Origin of the sequence: Actinomycetospora callitridis (genome assembly GCF_028737265.1) — a bacterium.
GTDB lineage: Bacteria > Actinomycetota > Actinomycetes > Mycobacteriales > Pseudonocardiaceae > Actinomycetospora > Actinomycetospora callitridis.
In genome coordinates, this window is the sequence record NZ_JAQZAK010000002.1 from 264,856 (window position 1) to 281,079 (window position 16,224).

General features: G+C 75.0%; 14 protein-coding genes. 6 read left to right on the plus strand and 8 right to left on the minus strand.

Annotated elements, in window-relative coordinates:
- The first annotated feature begins 4 nt into the window (after nucleotides 1-4).
- Complete coding sequence (locus PH191_RS07255) at nucleotides 5-1,429, plus strand: class II fumarate hydratase (protein WP_274193947.1); 1,425 nt, start codon at nucleotides 5-7, stop codon at nucleotides 1,427-1,429.
- Nucleotides 1,426-2,979, plus strand: coding sequence for an ATP-dependent DNA ligase (locus PH191_RS07260; RefSeq protein WP_274193948.1), 1,554 nt, complete (start codon nucleotides 1,426-1,428; stop codon nucleotides 2,977-2,979). Before PH191_RS07255 ends, PH191_RS07260 begins: the two co-directional genes overlap by 4 nt.
- Before the next feature lie 65 nt (nucleotides 2,980-3,044).
- Here PH191_RS07260 and PH191_RS07265 read toward each other — a convergent pair whose 3' ends face one another.
- Both PH191_RS07265 and PH191_RS07270 read right to left on the minus strand, forming a co-directional pair.
- On the minus strand, nucleotides 3,045-3,368 hold the full coding sequence (locus PH191_RS07265; RefSeq protein WP_274193949.1) for a DUF3817 domain-containing protein: 324 nt from the start codon (nucleotides 3,366-3,368) through the stop codon (nucleotides 3,045-3,047).
- Between the two features lie 23 nt (nucleotides 3,369-3,391).
- Nucleotides 3,392-4,486, minus strand: coding sequence for a winged helix DNA-binding domain-containing protein (locus PH191_RS07270; RefSeq protein WP_274193950.1), 1,095 nt, complete (start codon nucleotides 4,484-4,486; stop codon nucleotides 3,392-3,394).
- A gap of 46 nt (nucleotides 4,487-4,532) precedes the next feature.
- On the opposite strand from PH191_RS07270, the gene PH191_RS07275 reads away from it, so the two are divergent.
- On the plus strand, nucleotides 4,533-5,975 hold the full coding sequence (locus tag PH191_RS07275) for a GuaB1 family IMP dehydrogenase-related protein (RefSeq protein ID WP_274193951.1): 1,443 nt from the start codon (nucleotides 4,533-4,535) through the stop codon (nucleotides 5,973-5,975).
- Here PH191_RS07275 and PH191_RS07280 read toward each other — a convergent pair.
- Complete coding sequence (locus PH191_RS07280) at nucleotides 5,962-6,972, minus strand: GlxA family transcriptional regulator (RefSeq protein WP_274193952.1); 1,011 nt, start codon at nucleotides 6,970-6,972, stop codon at nucleotides 5,962-5,964. The genes PH191_RS07275 and PH191_RS07280 overlap by 14 nt on opposite strands.
- Before the next feature lie 99 nt (nucleotides 6,973-7,071).
- Here PH191_RS07280 and PH191_RS07285 point away from each other — a divergent pair, with 99 nt between their 5' ends.
- Entirely contained in the window at nucleotides 7,072-7,620 is a 549-nt protein-coding gene (locus PH191_RS07285; RefSeq protein WP_274193953.1) for a hypothetical protein, read from the plus strand.
- A gap of 64 nt (nucleotides 7,621-7,684) precedes the next feature.
- Here PH191_RS07285 and PH191_RS07290 read toward each other — a convergent pair whose 3' ends face one another.
- Both PH191_RS07290 and PH191_RS07295 read right to left on the minus strand, forming a co-directional pair.
- Nucleotides 7,685-9,079, minus strand: coding sequence for a PhoH family protein (locus PH191_RS07290; protein WP_274193954.1), 1,395 nt, complete (start codon nucleotides 9,077-9,079; stop codon nucleotides 7,685-7,687).
- A 363-nt stretch (nucleotides 9,080-9,442) separates the two neighbouring features.
- Nucleotides 9,443-10,774 carry a DUF885 domain-containing protein gene (locus PH191_RS07295; RefSeq protein WP_274193955.1) on the minus strand — a complete coding sequence of 444 codons (1,332 nt, stop codon included), beginning with the start codon at nucleotides 10,772-10,774 and terminating at the stop codon, nucleotides 9,443-9,445.
- Nucleotides 10,775-11,106: 332 nt separating this feature from the next.
- Here PH191_RS07295 and PH191_RS07300 point away from each other — a divergent pair, with 332 nt between their 5' ends.
- Complete coding sequence (locus PH191_RS07300) at nucleotides 11,107-11,610, plus strand: hypothetical protein (RefSeq protein WP_274193956.1); 504 nt, start codon at nucleotides 11,107-11,109, stop codon at nucleotides 11,608-11,610.
- A 123-nt stretch (nucleotides 11,611-11,733) separates the two neighbouring features.
- On the opposite strand, the gene PH191_RS07305 is transcribed toward PH191_RS07300, so the two are convergent.
- Nucleotides 11,734-12,513, minus strand: coding sequence for an isoprenyl transferase (locus PH191_RS07305; RefSeq protein WP_274193957.1), 780 nt, complete (start codon nucleotides 12,511-12,513; stop codon nucleotides 11,734-11,736).
- 121 nt (nucleotides 12,514-12,634) lie between these two features.
- Here PH191_RS07305 and trhA point away from each other — a divergent pair, with 121 nt between their 5' ends.
- On the plus strand, nucleotides 12,635-13,321 hold the full coding sequence (gene trhA, locus PH191_RS07310; RefSeq protein ID WP_420791788.1) for a PAQR family membrane homeostasis protein TrhA: 687 nt from the start codon (nucleotides 12,635-12,637) through the stop codon (nucleotides 13,319-13,321).
- Nucleotides 13,322-13,336: 15 nt separating this feature from the next.
- On the opposite strand, the gene PH191_RS07315 is transcribed toward trhA, so the two are convergent.
- Nucleotides 13,337-14,023, minus strand: a complete 687-nt coding sequence (locus PH191_RS07315; protein WP_274194685.1) for a hypothetical protein — start codon at nucleotides 14,021-14,023, stop codon at nucleotides 13,337-13,339.
- Between the two features lie 175 nt (nucleotides 14,024-14,198).
- The gene (locus PH191_RS07320) at nucleotides 14,199-16,223 is read right to left on the minus strand and encodes a thioredoxin domain-containing protein (RefSeq protein ID WP_274193959.1); all 2,025 of its coding nucleotides are present in this window, start codon (nucleotides 16,221-16,223) and stop codon (nucleotides 14,199-14,201) included.
- Nucleotide 16,224 lies beyond the last annotated feature (1 nt).

Below are 16,224 nucleotides of genomic sequence, written 5' to 3' on the forward strand. Positions count from 1 at the left end.
CCCCATGACGGAGGAGCAGGAGTACCGGATCGAGCACGACACCATGGGCGAGGTCCGGGTGCCGGCCGCGGCGTTGTGGGCCGCGCAGACCCAGCGGGCCGTGGAGAACTTCCCGATCTCCGGACGCCCCATCGAGCCCGCGCAGATCCGGGCGCTCGGCCTGGTCAAGGGTGCGTGCGCGCGCGTCAACAAGGACCTCGGCGTGCTCGACGCCGACCTCGCCGACGCCGTGGCCGACGCCGCGGACGAGGTCGCGTCCGGGGCGCACGACGACCAGTTCCCGATCGACGTGTTCCAGACCGGCTCGGGCACCAGCTCGAACATGAACGCCAACGAGGTCATCGCGACGCTGGCCTCGCGCGCTCTGTCCGAGAAGGGGGGCGGCCACAAGGTGCACCCCAACGACCACGTCAACGCCTCGCAGAGCTCCAACGACGTCTTCCCGACGACGATCCACCTCGCGGCCGCCGAGGCAATCGTCCGCGACACGGTGCCCGCGCTGGACCACCTCGGCGCGGTGCTCAACCGCAGGGCGCAGGACTGGAAGCACGTCGTCAAGGCGGGCCGCACCCACCTCATGGACGCCGTGCCGATCACCCTCGGCCAGGAGGCCGGCGGCTGGGCGAGCCAGTGCAGCCACGGCACCGAGCGCCTGCGCGCGACGCTGCCCCGCCTCGCCGAGCTGCCGATCGGCGGCACCGCGGTGGGCACCGGCATCAACACCCCGGTGGGCTTCGGCGGCAAGGTCGTCGAGCAGCTCCGTCAGGCCACCGGCATCCCCGAGCTCTCCGAGGCCCGCGACCACATCGAGGCGCAGGGCGCCCGCGACGGGCTGGTGGAGGCGTCCGGCGCGCTGCGCACGGTCGCGGTGAGCATCTACAAGATCGCCAACGACGTGCGCTGGATGTCGTCGGGTCCGTCGACGGGCCTCGCCGAGATCCGCATCCCGGATCTCCAGCCCGGCTCGTCGATCATGCCCGGCAAGGTCAACCCGGTGATCTGCGAGGCGACGATGATGGTCGCCGCCCAGGTCATGGGCAACGACGCGACCATCGCCTTCTCCGGCTCGCAGGGCAACCTCGAGCTGAACGTCATGATGCCGGTGATGGCGCGCAACGTGCTCGAGTCGGCCCGCCTGCTGGCCAACGCCGCGCGCCTGCTGGCCGACCGCGTGCTCGAGGGCACGGAGGCCGACGAGGAGGCCTGCCGCCGCTACGCCGAGTCGTCGTCGGCGATCGTCACGCCGCTCAACCGCCTCCTCGGCTACGAGGAGGCCGCGAAGATCGCGAAGACGGCGATGAAGCAGCGCAAGACCATCCGCGAGGTCATCGACGAGGAGGGCTACGTCTCCGACGGCAAGCTCACCCAGGAGCAGCTCGACGAGGCCCTGGACGTCCTGGCGATGACCCGGGTGGACCAGGCGCCGTGACACTGCTGGGCGAGGTCGTCGCCGCCTCCGCGGAGGTGGCGGCGACCCGCTCGCGCAAGGCCAAGACCGCGACGCTCGCGACGCTGCTGGCGGGCCTGCAGCCCGACGAGGTCCGGCCCGCGACGGCCTGGCTCGCGGGCGAGATGCTGCAGGGCCGCACGGGCATCGGCTGGCGCACGCTGCAGTCGGTGTCGCCGACCCCGGCGTCCGAATCCACCCTCACCGTCGGCGACGTCGACGCCGCCCTCGACCGGCTGGCCGCGATGGCCGGCTCGGGCACCGGGGTCGGCGCGCGGCGCGCCGCCGAGCTGGGCGGGCTGCTCGACGCGGCGACGCCGGACGAGGGCCGCTTCCTCGTGCGCCTGCTCGGCGGGGAGCTCCGTCAGGGCGCGCTCGAAGGGATCATGATCGAGGCGGTGGCGGCCGCCGCGACCCTGGCGAGCGAAGCGACGGGCAGTCGGGTGGAGGTGCCCGCCGACGCCGTACGGCGCGCCTTCATGCTGTCGGGCCGCCTCCCGACCACGGCTCACGTGGCGCTGACCACCGACGACCCGGTCACCGAGCTCAGCGCCATCGGCCTCGAGGTCATGCGCCCGCTGCGGCCCATGCTCGCCTCGCCGGGCGACTCCCTGGAGGCGGCGCTGGCCGAGCTCGGCGCGCCCGACGGCGACCCGGGCGTCGTCGTCGAGCACAAGCTCGACGGCGCGCGGATCCAGGTGCACCGACGCGGCGACGAGGTGCGGGTGTGGTCGCGGACGTTGCGCGAGATCACCGACGGCGTCCCGGAGATCGTCGCGCTGACCCGGAAGCTGCCCGTCGAGACCGTCGTGCTCGACGGCGAGACCCTCGCCGTGGCCGAGGACGGCCGGCCGCGACCGTTCCAGGAGTCGATGAAGGGGCTCGGCTCGGGCGCCATGCAGCCCTGGTTCTTCGACTGCCTGCACCGCGACGGCGTCGACCTGGTCGACGAGCCGCTGTCGACGCGGCGGGAGGTGCTCGCGGAGGTCGTCGGCGACCGGCTGATCCCCGGCGTCGTCCGCCCGACCGTCGCGCAGGCGGAGCAGGCCGTCGCCGACGCCCTCGCCGCCGGGCAGGAGGGGTCGATGGTCAAGGCCCTCGACTCGACCTACTCGGCGGGCCGGCGCGGGCGGTCGTGGCAGAAGGTCAAGCCGTCGCACACCCTCGACCTCGTCGTCCTCGGCGTCGAGTGGGGCTCGGGGCGCCGTCGCGGGTGGCTCTCGAACATCCACCTCGGCGCCCGGGGTGCGGACGGCGAGTTCGTCATGATCGGCAAGACCTTCAAGGGCATGACCGACGACATCCTGCGCTGGCAGACCGAGACGTTCCCGCGGTACGAGACCCACCGCGACGACTGGACGCTCTACCTGCGGCCCGAGATCGTCGTGGAGATCGAGCTCGACGGGGTGCAGACGTCCACGCGCTACCCCGGCGGCGTGGCGCTGCGCTTCGCCCGCGTCGTCCGCTACCGCGACGACAAGACCGCCGCCGAGGCGGACACGCTCGAGACGGTGCGCGCGCTGAAGCTCTGACCTCCGGCAACGAACGAGCGGTTCGCTGCTTCTACGCGCGCGAACTCCCCGTTCGCGCCCGGAACTCAGCCGAGCTCGCCGCGCCGGACGGCCCGGCGCTCGAACCAGATCGTCGCCGCCGGCGGGATGCTCGCCGCGAGGGCGAGCAGGGTCGTCCCGATCGACCAGCGGAAGACCCGCGCGGTCACCAGGGCGACCACGACGTAGGCGACGAACAGTGCGCCGTGGATCGGCCCGAACACCCGCACCCCGACGTCGTCGAACACGACGAGGTACTTGAACGCCATCCCGATCAGCAGGCCGATCCACGAGCAGGCCTCGGCGATGGCGACGGCGCGGAACGTGCGCGCGAGGACCGTCGCGCGCGGGCTGGGGAGGACCGTGGACACGGCTCCACTCTGCCGGGAGCCGATCAGCGGGGCGACGCGGCGATCGTCACGCGGTGGCTCGCGCCGCCGGACAGGAAGGCGGCGAGCGCCCGGCCCTCCTCGCCGACCTCCTGCCGGTCGGCGCGCGAGATGCGGCGCAGCGGGGTGACGGTGACGACGCCGTCGGCGACCGTCCAGCTCGCCGCCACCCGACCGTCGACCAGCACGAACCGCGTCCCGGCCACCGAGAGCCCGCGGTGGGCGACGTCGATGAACCGCGAGCGGTCGTCGTAGCCGAGCACGAGGTTGTCGAACGCGGGCAGGAAGCGCGCGGGCGCAGGCACCTCGGGGCCGGGGCGCGGGGCGTCGGGCAGGTCGAGCAGCTCCCGGCCGCGCTCGTCGCGGAAGGCCACGAGCCGCTCCCGTACGCGCGCCACCGCCTGCGGCAGGCCGGCGAGCCCGGACCAGGCGCGGAGGTCGGCCGTCGCCGCGGGCCCGAAGGCGGCGAGGTAGCGCAGGACGAGGGCCTCGCCGACCGGGTCCTCCCCCTCCGGCGACGGCGGGTCGCACGCTCGCCCGAGCCACGTGGCGAGCGCGACGCTGCTGGCCGGCCCGGCCTGGCCCCACAGCCCGCGCGGCGGCACCTGCACGAGCGGGACGAGCACGCTCACCGCCTCGCCGAGCACGCGCGGCGGCACGTCCGGCCACCGCTCGGCGAGCACGCGACCAGCGGCGGGCAGCGTGCTCGGGTCGTGGGCGAGGAGCTCCCGCCCGGCCTCGGCCAGCGCCGCGAGGTCGACCCCGGCGAGCTCCGCGCGGTACACCCCAAGCACGCGCTGGAGCAGCATCGCGTCGTGGCGCGACCGCCAGGCCAGCGCGTCGTCGGCCGTCACGAGGTGGACGGTGCGGCGCATGAGGTGCATGCGCACGACCCGGCGTTCGACGAGCAGCGCCGAGAGCTCCGCCGGGTCGAACCCCGCGAGTCGCGACCACAGCCCGGTGAACGGCTCCTGCGGCTCCTGGGCCTGCAGCCCGCCGAGGTGCGCGACCGCGTCGAGCGCCGGGACGTCGGCACGGGCGAGCAGGAACTGCCGGGCGAGCGCCGCCCGGTTCAGCGCGCGGGCCCCGAGGACGGTCACGCACGTCAGCCTCTCAGCCACCCCCGACCGCGTAGCCTCGTGACACGTGCACTTCCTCGACGGCGAGCGCCCGCCCCACGACCTGACCTACGACGACGTCTTCCTCGTCCCGACGCGGTCCGACGTGGCCTCGCGCTTCGACGTCGACCTCTCGGTCGCCGACCCGTCGGGCGCCACGATCCCGGTCGTCGCCGCCAACATGACCTCGGTCAGCGGCCGCCGGATGGCCGAGACGCTGGCGCGCCGCGGCGGCCTCGCCGTCATCCCGCAGGACGTCGACCCGGCGGCGGTCGCCGACATCGTCGAGGGGGTGAAGTCCCGGCACACCGTGTGGGACACCCCCGTGGTGCTGCACCCCGGTGACGCGGTGGCCGACGCGCTCAACCTCGTCTCGAAGCGCGCGCACCGCACGGTGGCCGTGGTCGACGACGCGGGCCGCCCGGTCGGGGTGGTCGGCGAGTCGGCGTGCCACGGGGTCGACCGCTTCACCCGCCTCGCCGACGTCCTCTCCCCCGCGGTGTCCCTGCCGGTCGGCACCGCGCCGCGGGCGGTGTTCGACGCGCTGCAGGACCCGGCGTACGCGGGGGCGCCCGCCCTGGGGATCGACGACGACGGACGCCTCGCCGGCATCCTCACGCGCACCGGCGCGCTGCGCGCCGAGGTCTACCGGCCCGCGGTCGACGCCGACGGGCGGCTGCGGGTCGCCGCCGCGCTCGGGGTCAACGGTGACGTGGCGACCCGGGTCAAGGAGCTGGGCGCCGCCGGCGTCGACGTGCTCGTCGTGGACACGGCGCACGGCCACCAGGAGAAGATGCTCGCCGCGCTGGCCGCCGCCCGTGAGGCGGCGCCGGACGCCGTGATCGCCGCCGGCAACGTCGTCACCCCCGAGGGGACGCGCGACCTGATCGCGGCGGGCGCGGACATCGTCAAGGTCGGGGTCGGCCCGGGCGCCATGTGCACGACGCGGATGGCGACCGGGGTCGGCCGCCCGCAGTTCTCCGCGGTCGCCGTGTGCGCCGCCGCGGCGCGGGCCGCCGGCGGGCACGTCTGGGCCGACGGCGGGGTGCGCCACCCCCGCGACGTCGCCCTCGCGCTCGCGGCCGGCGCCTCGGCGGTGATGGTGGGTTCGTGGTTCGCGGGCACCTACGAGTCGCCCGGCGACCTGCTGCGCGACGAGCACGGCGCGGCGTACAAGGAGTCGTTCGGCATGGCGTCGAAGCGCGCCGTCACCGCCCGCACGCGCGGCGACTCGGCGTTCGACCGCGCCCGCAAGGGGCTGTTCGAGGAGGGCATCTCCTCCTCGCGCATGCAGCTCGACCCGCAGCGCCCGGGCGTGGAGGACCTGCTCGACAGCATCTGCGCCGGCGTGCGCTCGGCCTGCACCTACACCGGCGCCGCGTCGCTCGAGGAGTTCCACGAGCGCGCGACGCTCGGCGTGCAGTCCGCATCCGGGTTCGCGGAGGGACGCCCCCTGCCTAGCGGCTGGTGACTCCGCTGGTGACTCCGCTGGTGACTCCGCTGGTGACTCCGCTGGTGACGAACGCCCGCCGGTGCGCCGACGGCGTCGTCCCGTAGGCGCGCAGGAAGGCGGTGCGCAGCGTCTCGGTGGAACCGAAGCCGCAGCGCGCCGCCACCCGCGGCAGGGGCAGGTCGGTGGTGGCGACGAGGTGCGCGGCGGCCTCGGTGCGGGCGCGGCGCACGTGCTCGCCCGGTGACCGGCCGAGGTGGGCACGGAACAGACGGGTGAGGTGGCGCTCGCTCACGCCGGCCCGGTCGGCGAGGGCTGCGGCGCCGAGATCGTCGTCGAGGTGTCCGGCGACGTGGTCGACCACGGCGCGGACGACGTCGTCGGCCGGCCGCGGGGCGGACACGTGCACGCTCATCTGGGCCTGCGTGCCCGGCCGCTGCAGGTAGGTCACCAGCGAGCGCGCGACGCCGCGGGCCAGGGCGGCGCCGTGGTCCTCCTCGACGAACGACAGCGTCAGGTCCAGTGCGCTGGTGACGCCGGCCGACGTGGCGACGGGGCCGTCCCGCACGAAGATCGGGTCCGGGTCGACGGTCACCGCGGGGTGCGCGCGGGCCAGCCCTCCGGCGAAGAACCAGTGGGTCGTGGCGCGGCGCCCGTCGAGGAGCCCGGCGGCGGCCAGCACCGACGCCCCGGTGCACACCGACGCCACCCGTCGGGCGGCCCGGGCGAGTCGGCGGACGTGGGCCAGGACGACCTCGTCCGCCGCCGCACGCTCGTGCCCGTACCCGCCGGCCACGATGAGTGTGTCGACCTCGCCGCCCGTGCGCTCGAGCGCCTCGTGGGCGTCGAGACGCAGGCCCGGTCGGCACGTGACGGCCTGCCCGCCCGGCGTGAGCAGCCGGACCGCATAGGGCGGGTCGGCGCCGCGGTCGTTCGCGGTGGCCAGGGTGGTCGTGACGCACGCGATGTCGAGCAGCTCGGCGTCGTCGTACGCCACCACGGCCACGGCCCGCTCCATGTGCCGAGAGTAGGTCCGGACGGACCGTCTGCCCAGGATTCCGGACCTGCCGGCCAGATACCCACCGGGGGTATCCCTCCGAGGCGCACGATGACGCGCATGAGCACCCTGCACGGGCGGAGGGCCTCCGCCCTGACCCACCGCTGGCCGACCGCCGTCGGCCTCCTCGTCGCCCTCGCCGCCGTGCTGGGCGGGGCCGACCGCGACACCGTCGCGACCACCGTCGCCGTGGCGGCCTCCTGCTACGTCGCCGCCGCGGCGTTCTCGCTGCCCGCGATGGCGTGGCTCTGGATCCCGATCGCGTCGGTCCTCGCGGTCGGCGGCGCCCTCGTGGCCCTCGACCCCGTGGTCACGACCGGGATCGTCGTCGCCGTCCTGGTCGTCGTCGGCCTCCTGCGGGGCGCATCGCGGCCGGTGCTGACCCTCGAGAGCGCGGGCTTCGTCGGCTACGGCGTGTTCGTGGTTGCCGCGCTCCTGCTCGCGCCCGGCATCGGCCTCGTCGTCGCGGCGCTGACACTCGTCGCGCACGGGGTCTGGGACGTGTGGCACCTGCGCCGCCACCGCGACGTCGTCCCACCGTCGCTCGCCGAGTTCTGCGTCGCGCTCGACGTCCCGCTCGGCCTGGCCGTGCTCGTGCTCGCCGTGTGAGCTCCGCTCATGTGAGCAGTTCGGAGTGCTCGCGCACTCCGAACTGCTCACATGCCGAAGGCACCTAGCGCTCGCCCTCCAGCATCTCGGTGACCAGCGCGGCGATCGGCGAACGCTCGGAGCGGGTCAGCGTGACGTGGGCGAACAGCGGGTGGCCCTTGAGCTTCTCGATCACGGCGGCGATGCCGTCGTGGCGGCCCACCCGCAGGTTGTCGCGCTGGGCGACGTCGTGGGTGAGGACGACCCGCGAGTTGGTGCCCAGGCGCGAGAGCACCGTGAGCAGCACGTTGCGCTCCAGCGACTGGGCCTCGTCGACGATCACGAAGGCGTCGTGCAGCGAGCGGCCGCGGATGTGGGTCAGCGGCAGGACCTCGAGCATCCCGCGCTCGATGACCTCCTCGACCACGTTGGAGGACACCAGCGCGCCGAGGGTGTCGAACACCGCCTGCGCCCAGGGCGCCATCTTCTCGTTCTCGCCGCCCGGCAGGTAGCCGAGGTCCTGGCCGCCGACCGCGTAGACCGGGCGGAAGACGACGACCTTGCGGTGCTGCTGGCGCTCGAGGACCGCCTCGAGCCCGGCGCACAGGGCCAGCGCCGACTTGCCGGTGCCCGCCCGGCCGCCCATGGAGACGATGCCGATGTCGGGGTCGGTGAGCAGGTCGATCGCGATGCGCTGCTCCGCCGAGCGGCCGTGCAGGCCGAAGACGTCGCGGTCGCCGCGCACGACCCGGACCTGCTTGTCCGGGGTGACCCGCCCGAGGGCGGACGAGCCCCCGCCGAGCAACCGCAGCCCGGTGTGGCACGGCAGCTCGCGGGCCTCCTCGACGTCGGTGACGCCGTCGGCGAAGAGGGAGGACACCTCGTCCGGGGTCGCGGCGACCTCGGCGGTGCCCGTCCAGCCCGTCGTCGTGACGTCCTGGCCGTGGTACTCGTCGGCGGGCAGACCCACCGACGCCGCCTTGACCCGCAGCGGCATGTCCTTGGTGACGAGGGTGACGGGGTTCGGGTGGGCGGGTGATGACTCGGCCGCGAGGTTGAGCGCGCAGGCGAGGATCCGGGAGTCGTTCTCCGCCGTCCGGAACCCGGCCGGCAGCACCGACGGGTCGGAGTGGTTGAGCTCGACCCGCAGCGTCCCGCCCTCCGGTGTCATGGGGATCGGCTCGTCGAGACGGCCGTGACGGATGCGGAGGTCGTCGAGCAGACGCAGTGCCTCGCGCGCGAACCAGCCCAGCTCGGAGTGGTGGCGCTTGCCCTCGAGCTCGGAGATGACGACGAGCGGGAGGACGACCTCGTGCTCGGCGAACCGCGTGGGGGCCCACGGGTCCGAGAGGAGCACGGAGGTGTCGAGGACGTAACAGCGCGCGCCGTCGGCGGCCCCGGAGGGACCGGCGACGGGGGTGCTGGCGGTGGTGCTGGCGGTGCTCACGGAAGCGGGACGCTCGGCCGGTGCTGCGCTCACGACGACTCCCTCGAGCGGCCACGGCACCCGCGACCACTGTGTTCCTCGGCGGAACGGGTCGGCTAGTCCGGCGGCTCGACGGCGCGGTGGCGCGGCCCGGGGGCCGTCCTGCGCCATCGCGGGGCAGAACCGGGTGCCGGCCCTCCCCCGGGACCGGACCAGGGCGGTCGCGCCGCGCCGACCGCGAGCCCCGACGCCGTACTGGCGCTGGTGCCGCGAGCGGTGGACGTCCCCGTCCCGCTCCGATCTGCCACTACCGGCCTCCCCGGACGCCCCGCATCCGGTGCGGGTCCGTCGGCGCGGACGCTACCGCCGGTAGCCGGTCGCTGTCGCGCGCCGAGCGTGACGAGTTGGTGACGTGGCTCACCGATTTCCGGGCAGCACGCCTCGCCCGCCGACCGTTCGGCGCAGCCAGGGCGGCCAGGCGGCACGTCGCGGCCCGGGACGGGGCGCGGGAGTCGCGGGTCCGCCGCGCAGCTCCTCGGGCGTGGGCGGGTCGTCGAGGACGTGGGCGAGACGCGCTGTGACCGGATCGGAGCCCGACCCGGTGAGCCAGGGTCGCAGCAGCCGCGCGCCCTCGACGTAGGTCGTCGTGTGGGTGCGCCATCGCGGGTGCGCCAGGAACTCCAGCATCCGGCGCGCCCGGGCCTCGTCGACGAGCAGCCAGCGACGCAGGTGCGCGACGACCTCGGCGTCGGGCCGGCGCTCGGCGTGCAGCATCAGCGCGGCGTCCTGGCGCACCGGCGCCAGGCGGCCCATGACCTCCTCGACGGCCTCGCCGAGCGCGGCGCGCCCGAGGTCGGTCGGCACCCCGGCCGCCGCGAGCACTTCCGCGTTCCAGCGCCCCCAACCCGGTCCGACCACCGCCTCGAGCCCGAGCTCGGCGGCGCCCTCGGCCACGAGGCTCTGCGGGGTGCGCGCGAGGAACACCTCGCGCTCGGGCCGTCCCCCGCCCGCCGCCCGGGCGGCCGCGACGCGGCAGTGCTCGGTGTGGTGGCCCGGGTAGGCCTCGTGGGCCACGAGCAGCGGCAGGTGGGTCACCCGGTGCGCGATGCCGCCGTTGACCGTGATCGTCGAGCGCCGCGGGCCCACCCAGCGGCTGAACCCGCTCCACGGGGCCGTGTCGACGACCTCGAGCGTCACGTCCTCGCCCGGCGGCAGCCCCACGGTGACCGCGGTGCGCTCGCGCAGCGCCCGGACCGCGGCGCCGAGGGCGGTCGGCAGGTGCTCGGGGGCGAGGCGGTCGCCGTCGCGGAAGGCCGCCAGGCGCTCGGGGAGGGCGCCGGAACCCCCGAGCAGCACGTCGAGGTCCCGGTGGGCCTCCCGGTAGCGGTCGGGCTCACCGCGGGCGATGCGCACGCCGAAGCTCCGCTCCACCTCGTCGACGAAGCCGAACTCGCGGCCGCCGGCCCGCTCCGCGAGCACCCGGCAGGCGCGGAGCTGGGCGTCGAGGAAGGCGGACCGCGAGCCCCCGGTGGGCAGGGCCGCCCGCAGGCGGTCCGCCTCGCGGGCGAGGTCGTCGGGGCGGGGCGCCGGCTCGGCCGCGACCCGCGCCGCGTCCGCGGGGTCGCCGAGATGGGCATCGAGCACCCCGGGCACGACCCGGTCGAGGCGCAGCGCGAGGCGGACATAGGCCCGCGCGAGCCCGTCGAGACCCGCGCTCCCCGCCCCGTCGACGTCCGGGTCCGCGACCACCGGACGAGGCTACGCCGCGTGGCCGCCGCAGGCCTCGTCCGGCGGGAGCCGGGTCTTGATACGACAGGCGGGTGTCGAGGGCTGCGACGCACCGCCACTGAATGCCCTGCCGGCCGTGGAATGCGCGGCGGACGTGACCGGCAAATCACCCGGTCATCCCACTCAAGTCGCAGTCGGAATTGTCAATCACTCGATGGGGGTTCTCAGCTGGAAATGGCCTGCTCGCGGCGGCTAGCTTTTAGCCCATCAGCCGCACCGTCCGTGGGGCTGGAAGCCATTCGACGGGGACCCCGAATTCCCGCCGATGCCAACGAACGAAACTGGAGCACTGGATGCTGAAGAAGGCGGGAATCGTCGTCCTGGGCGCGACGGCGGGCATGCTCTCCCTCGCCCCGCTGGCCTCCGCCGGCGAGGCGCCCTCGCACGACCGGGGCCACGACCACGGCAGCCACGGCCACCACGACGACGGCGACCGCGGCCACCGCGGTGGCGGCGGGGACTGCGACAAGACCGCGATCTCCTCGGGCAACCGGCTCGTCAGCCTCGACAACCTGGCGTCGAACCTCGACGCCGACAACATCAACGTCCTCTCGCAGGACAACTCGCGTGACAGCGACTGCGACGGCGACCGCGGCGGCCGCGGTGGGCGCGACGGTCACGGCCACGGCGGCCACGGCCACGGCGGGCACGACGGCCACGACGGCGGCGGGGACCGCGACGGCGGCGGGGACCGCACCGCGATCTCCTCGGGCGACCGTCTGATCAGCGCCGACAACATCCTGGCCAACGCCAGCCTGGACAACATCAACGTCCTGAGCACGGACAACTCGCGCTAGTCCACACGTCCGCGGACGATCCGTGCCCATCGGGGGATGGCACGGGTCGACCACGGTCGGGGAACACGGGAACGGCCCCGGGAGCACTGCTCCCGGGGCCGTTGTCGTGCGCGCGCTCGCCGATCAGCCGCCCCAGCGACGATTCCGCCGGGAATAGTCGCGCAGGGCCCGCAGGAAATCGATGTGACGGAACTGCGGCCACAGGGCCTCGGTGAAATAGAATTCCGAGTACACGGACTGCCACATGAGGAACCCCGAGAGCCGCTGCTCGCCGGAGGTGCGGATCACGAGGTCGGGGTCCGGCTGGCCCGACGTGTAGAGGTGCTCGGCGATGTGGTCGACGTCGAGGACCTCGGCGAGCTCCTCGATCGACGTGCCGGCCTCGGCGTGGCGCAGCAGGAGCTTGCGCACGGCGTCGGCGATCTCCTGCCGCCCGCCGTAGCCGATCGCGACGTTGACCTCCATGCCGTCGCGGCCCGCCGTGCCGTCCGCGGCCGCCTCGATGCGCTCGGCCAACGGCCGGGGCAGGGCGTCGGGGTTGCCGACCACGCGCAGCCGCCACCGGCGGTCCGGGGCCGCGAGCCCCTCCACCGCCGAGGCGATGATCTCGAGCAGCTGGTCGAGCTCCGCGGTGGGCCGGTCGAGGTTGTCCGTGGAGAGCAGGAACAGGGTGACGACCTCGACGCCGGCCTCCTGGCTCCAGTCCAGGAGCTCGACGATCTTGGCCGCCCCGACGCGGTGGCCGTCGCTGGGATCGGCCAGCCCCGCCTCCCGGGCCCACCGGCGGTTGCCGTCGAGGATCACTCCGATGTGACGCGGCGGCGCGCTCGTCGCTCCACGACGGCGCAGCCGCCGCTCGTAGAGCGAGTAGGCGACCCGGCGCAGATCGTCCCGGAGTGTCACGGCGGCCCACGGTAGTCGGTGCGCCCGGCCGGGCGGAGGCCCGTGACGGAGCGGTGACGGCCCGGGGACGGCCCGGCGAACGCCGTCACATCGGCCCGGACGCCCGGGTTCCGCCCCTATCCTGGGGTCCGTGACCGTCACCGATCCCGATGCCGACCTGGTCCCGGTCAAGCCGCGGCTGCGCGGCTGGTTGCACCTGTGGTCGTTCGTGGTCGCGGTCGCGGCCGGGATCGTGCTGGTGTCCCTGGCCGGTGCCACCGTGTCGGCGGAGGCGGCGGTCGCCGTGGCCGTCTACTCGCTGACGGTGTGCGGCGTGTTCGGGGTCAGCGCGCTCTACCACCGCCGGACGTGGCACACGGCGCGTGCGCGGACGCTCATGAAACGCCTCGACCACGCCATGATCTTCGTCTTCATCGCGGGCACCTACACGCCGTTCGCCGTGCTCGCCCTGCCCGAGCGCACCGGCCTGATCGTGCTGGCCGTCGTGTGGGCGGGCGCGCTGGGCGGCGTCGTCCTCAAGATCGCGTGGCCGCACGCCCCGCGGTGGGTCGGGGTGCCGTTCTACCTGGCCCTCGGCTGGGTCGCGGTCTTCGTGATCCCCGACCTGCTCCACCGCGGAGGCGTGGCGGCGCTCGTCCTGCTCATCGTCGGCGGGGCGTTCTACAGCCTGGGCGCGGTCTTCTACGCCCTGCGCCGCCCCGTCGGCTGGCCGGACACCTTCGGCTTCCACGAGTTCTTCCACGCCGCGACGATCATCGCCGCGGCGTGCCACTACGTGGCGATCTGGCTGGTGCTCTACGCGGGCTAGCGCGCCGCGCCGGTCCTAGCCCTGCGGCGGGATCGGGTCTCCGCCGCCGCCGTCGGGGTCTGGGCGGTCGTCGACGCCGCCGGCTCCGGGCGTCGCAGTGTCGTCGTCGTCGAGCACCGGGCCGCGGGTCCGCAGCTCGTCGACCGCGCTCATCGCGCCGCGCAGGTCGTCCAGCCACGTGCTGGCGTGCTCGCCGACCAGGGCCACCGCCCAGGCCAGGGCGTCCGACCGCGAGCGGGCCACGCCCGCGTCGACCAGCGTGTCGAGCACCAGGCGCTCGGACTGGCGCAGGCGCGTCATCACCGGCACCGAGAGCGTGGTGAACAGCTCCTCGACCTCGCCGATCCGCGCGCCCCAGGCCACCTTGCGCCCGTAGCGGTGCTCGGCCTGCCGGGCGACCTCCATGCGCTCCTCGCGGGTCTCCTCGCGGAACCGCTCGATGCGCCCGTGCGACGCCGCGGCGCGCGCGGCCTCGTCGGCGTCCGCGTCCAGGTTCGGCGCCGCCAGCTCGCCGACGACGAGGATCTCCTCGCGATCGACCGTCACGGTCGGCGTGCCCGCGAACCATCCGTCCGGGAGCCGGCCCGCGAGCCAGCCCGCGAGGTCGTCCGTGCCGGGCAGGTCCGTCGGGACCCGCCCGCCGCCGCGCCGTCCCGGACCACCGCGCCCCGGCCGTCCCCGATGTCCTCCGCGTCCCACCATCATGACGCTCCTCCTCCACGTTCTTGCTGTGCTTACAGCATTACACAGCAACGATGGAGTGGGTGTGCGAAACGTGTTCGCCGGTGGCGAAGCGCGCTCGCGGCGTGATCAACGGGGACTTCGCGCGCGTAGAAGCAGCGAACAGCGCGTTCGCTGCGGAATCCCTCGGCGCGCGTCAGCGGGAGAGCGCGGCGGCGAGGTCGTCGGCCGCGGTGCGGGGGCGGTCGCAGACGAAGCCGCGGCAGACGTAGGCGGCGGGCCCGCCGTCGACCAGGGGACGGTCGGCGAGCAGGGGCACGCCCTCGGCGTCGGGCTCGCCCGCGACGACCACCGAGCCGCCGGGCGCGTGGCGCCGGGCGGTGTCGGCGAGCCGGGCACGCCCGGGGGCGTCCGCGGCCACCACGGCCACCTGGAGCGGCCCGTGGGCGGCGGCCTCGGCGACGCCCAGCCAGGAGCCGGCGAACCGCGAGTGCCGGGACAGCAGGGTGCCGACGGCGTCCACCGCGGCGTCGGCGAGCTCGCGGTAGCGCGCGGACGCCTCCGGCTCGACGAGCAGCGACGCGGTGAGCAGCGCCCCGGCCAGCAGCGAGGACCCGCACGGCGTGGCGCCGTCGGTGATCTCGCGGGGCCGGGTCACCAGGGCCTCGGCGTCGTCGGCGGTGTCCCAGAAGCGGCCGGTGTACGCCCCGTCCTCGCCGACCTCGGCGAAGTGCTCGAGCGTGGTCCCGAGCAGCGAGCGGGCCTCGGAGAGCCACCGCGCCTCGCCCGTCGCCTGGTGCAGCGCGAGCAGGGCTTCGACGAGGGCGGCGTGGTCCTCGAGCACCGCGGGGGCGTCGCCGACCTCGCCGTCCCGCGAGGTCCGGCGCAGCCGCCCGTCGACGACGTGGGTGCGCAGCAGGAGCGCGACGGCACGCCGGGCGGCGGCCAGCCACTCGCTGCGCCCGAGGGCCGCCGACGCCTCGACCAGCGCGGTGACGGCCAGCGCGTTCCACCCGGCCACGACCTTGTCGTCACGCTCGGGCTGCGGACGCACGGCGCGGGCGGCCAGCAGGGCCCGGCGGACCGCCTGCCACCGCCCCTGGTCGTCGGGATCGACGGGCATCCGCAGCGTGGATCGGCCGTGCTCGAAGGTGCCGCCGGCGGTGACCCCGAGCAGCGCCGCGGCCCACGCCCCGTCCTCGGCGCCCAGCACCTCGACGAGCTCGGCGGGGCTCCAGACGTAGGTCGAGCCCTCCTCGCCCGCGGCGTCCGCGTCGAGCGCGGAGGCGAAGCCGCCCTGGGCGGTGCGCAGGTCGCGCAGGAGGAAGGCGGCCGTCATGTCGGTGACGCGGGCGGCCGACGGGGACCCCGTCAGCCGGGCCAGGTGCGCGTAGACGCGCAGCAGCTGGGCGTTGTCGTAGAGCATCTTCTCGAAGTGCGGCACGGTCCACGTCGCGTCGACCGAGTAGCGGGCGAACCCGCCCGCGAGCTGGTCGAACAGCCCACCGCGGGCCATCGCCTCGGCGGTGATGTCGGTCATCGCGAGCGCGTCGGAGCTGCCCGTGCGCTCGTGGTGGCGCAGCAGGAACTCCAGCACCGCCGACGGCGGGAACTTGGGCGCGCCCCCGAACCCGCCGTACTGCTCGTCGAAGTCGCCGGTCAGGGCCACGACGGCCTCGGCGAGGGTGTCGGCGTCGACGCCGGCGGGCGGCAGCGAGCGCGACACCGACGCGAGGCGCTGGGTGATCGCGCGGGCGGCGTCGCGCACCCGCTCGCCCTCGGAGCCCCACGCCCGCACCACGGCCCCGAGCAGCTGGGTGAACGACGGCATGCCCCCGTGCGGGCTCGCCGGGTAGTAGGTGCCGCAGTGGAACGGGTCGCCGTCGGGGGTCAGGAAGCAGGTCATCGGCCAGCCGCCCTGGCCGGTCATGGCCTGGGTGGCCTCCATGTAGACCGCGTCGACGTCCGGGCGCTCCTCGCGGTCGACCTTGACCGCCACGAAGTGCGCGTTGACGTACGCCGCCACCTCGGGGTCGGAGAACGACTCGTGCGCCATGACGTGGCACCAGTGGCACGCGGCGTAGCCCACCGAGAGCAGGACGGGCACCTCACGACGACGCGCCTCGTCGAACGCCCCGGACGACCAGGGCTGCCAGTCGATGGGGTTGTCGGCGTGTTGCCGCAGGTAGGGGCTGGTGGAGCCGGCGAGCCGGTTGGCCATG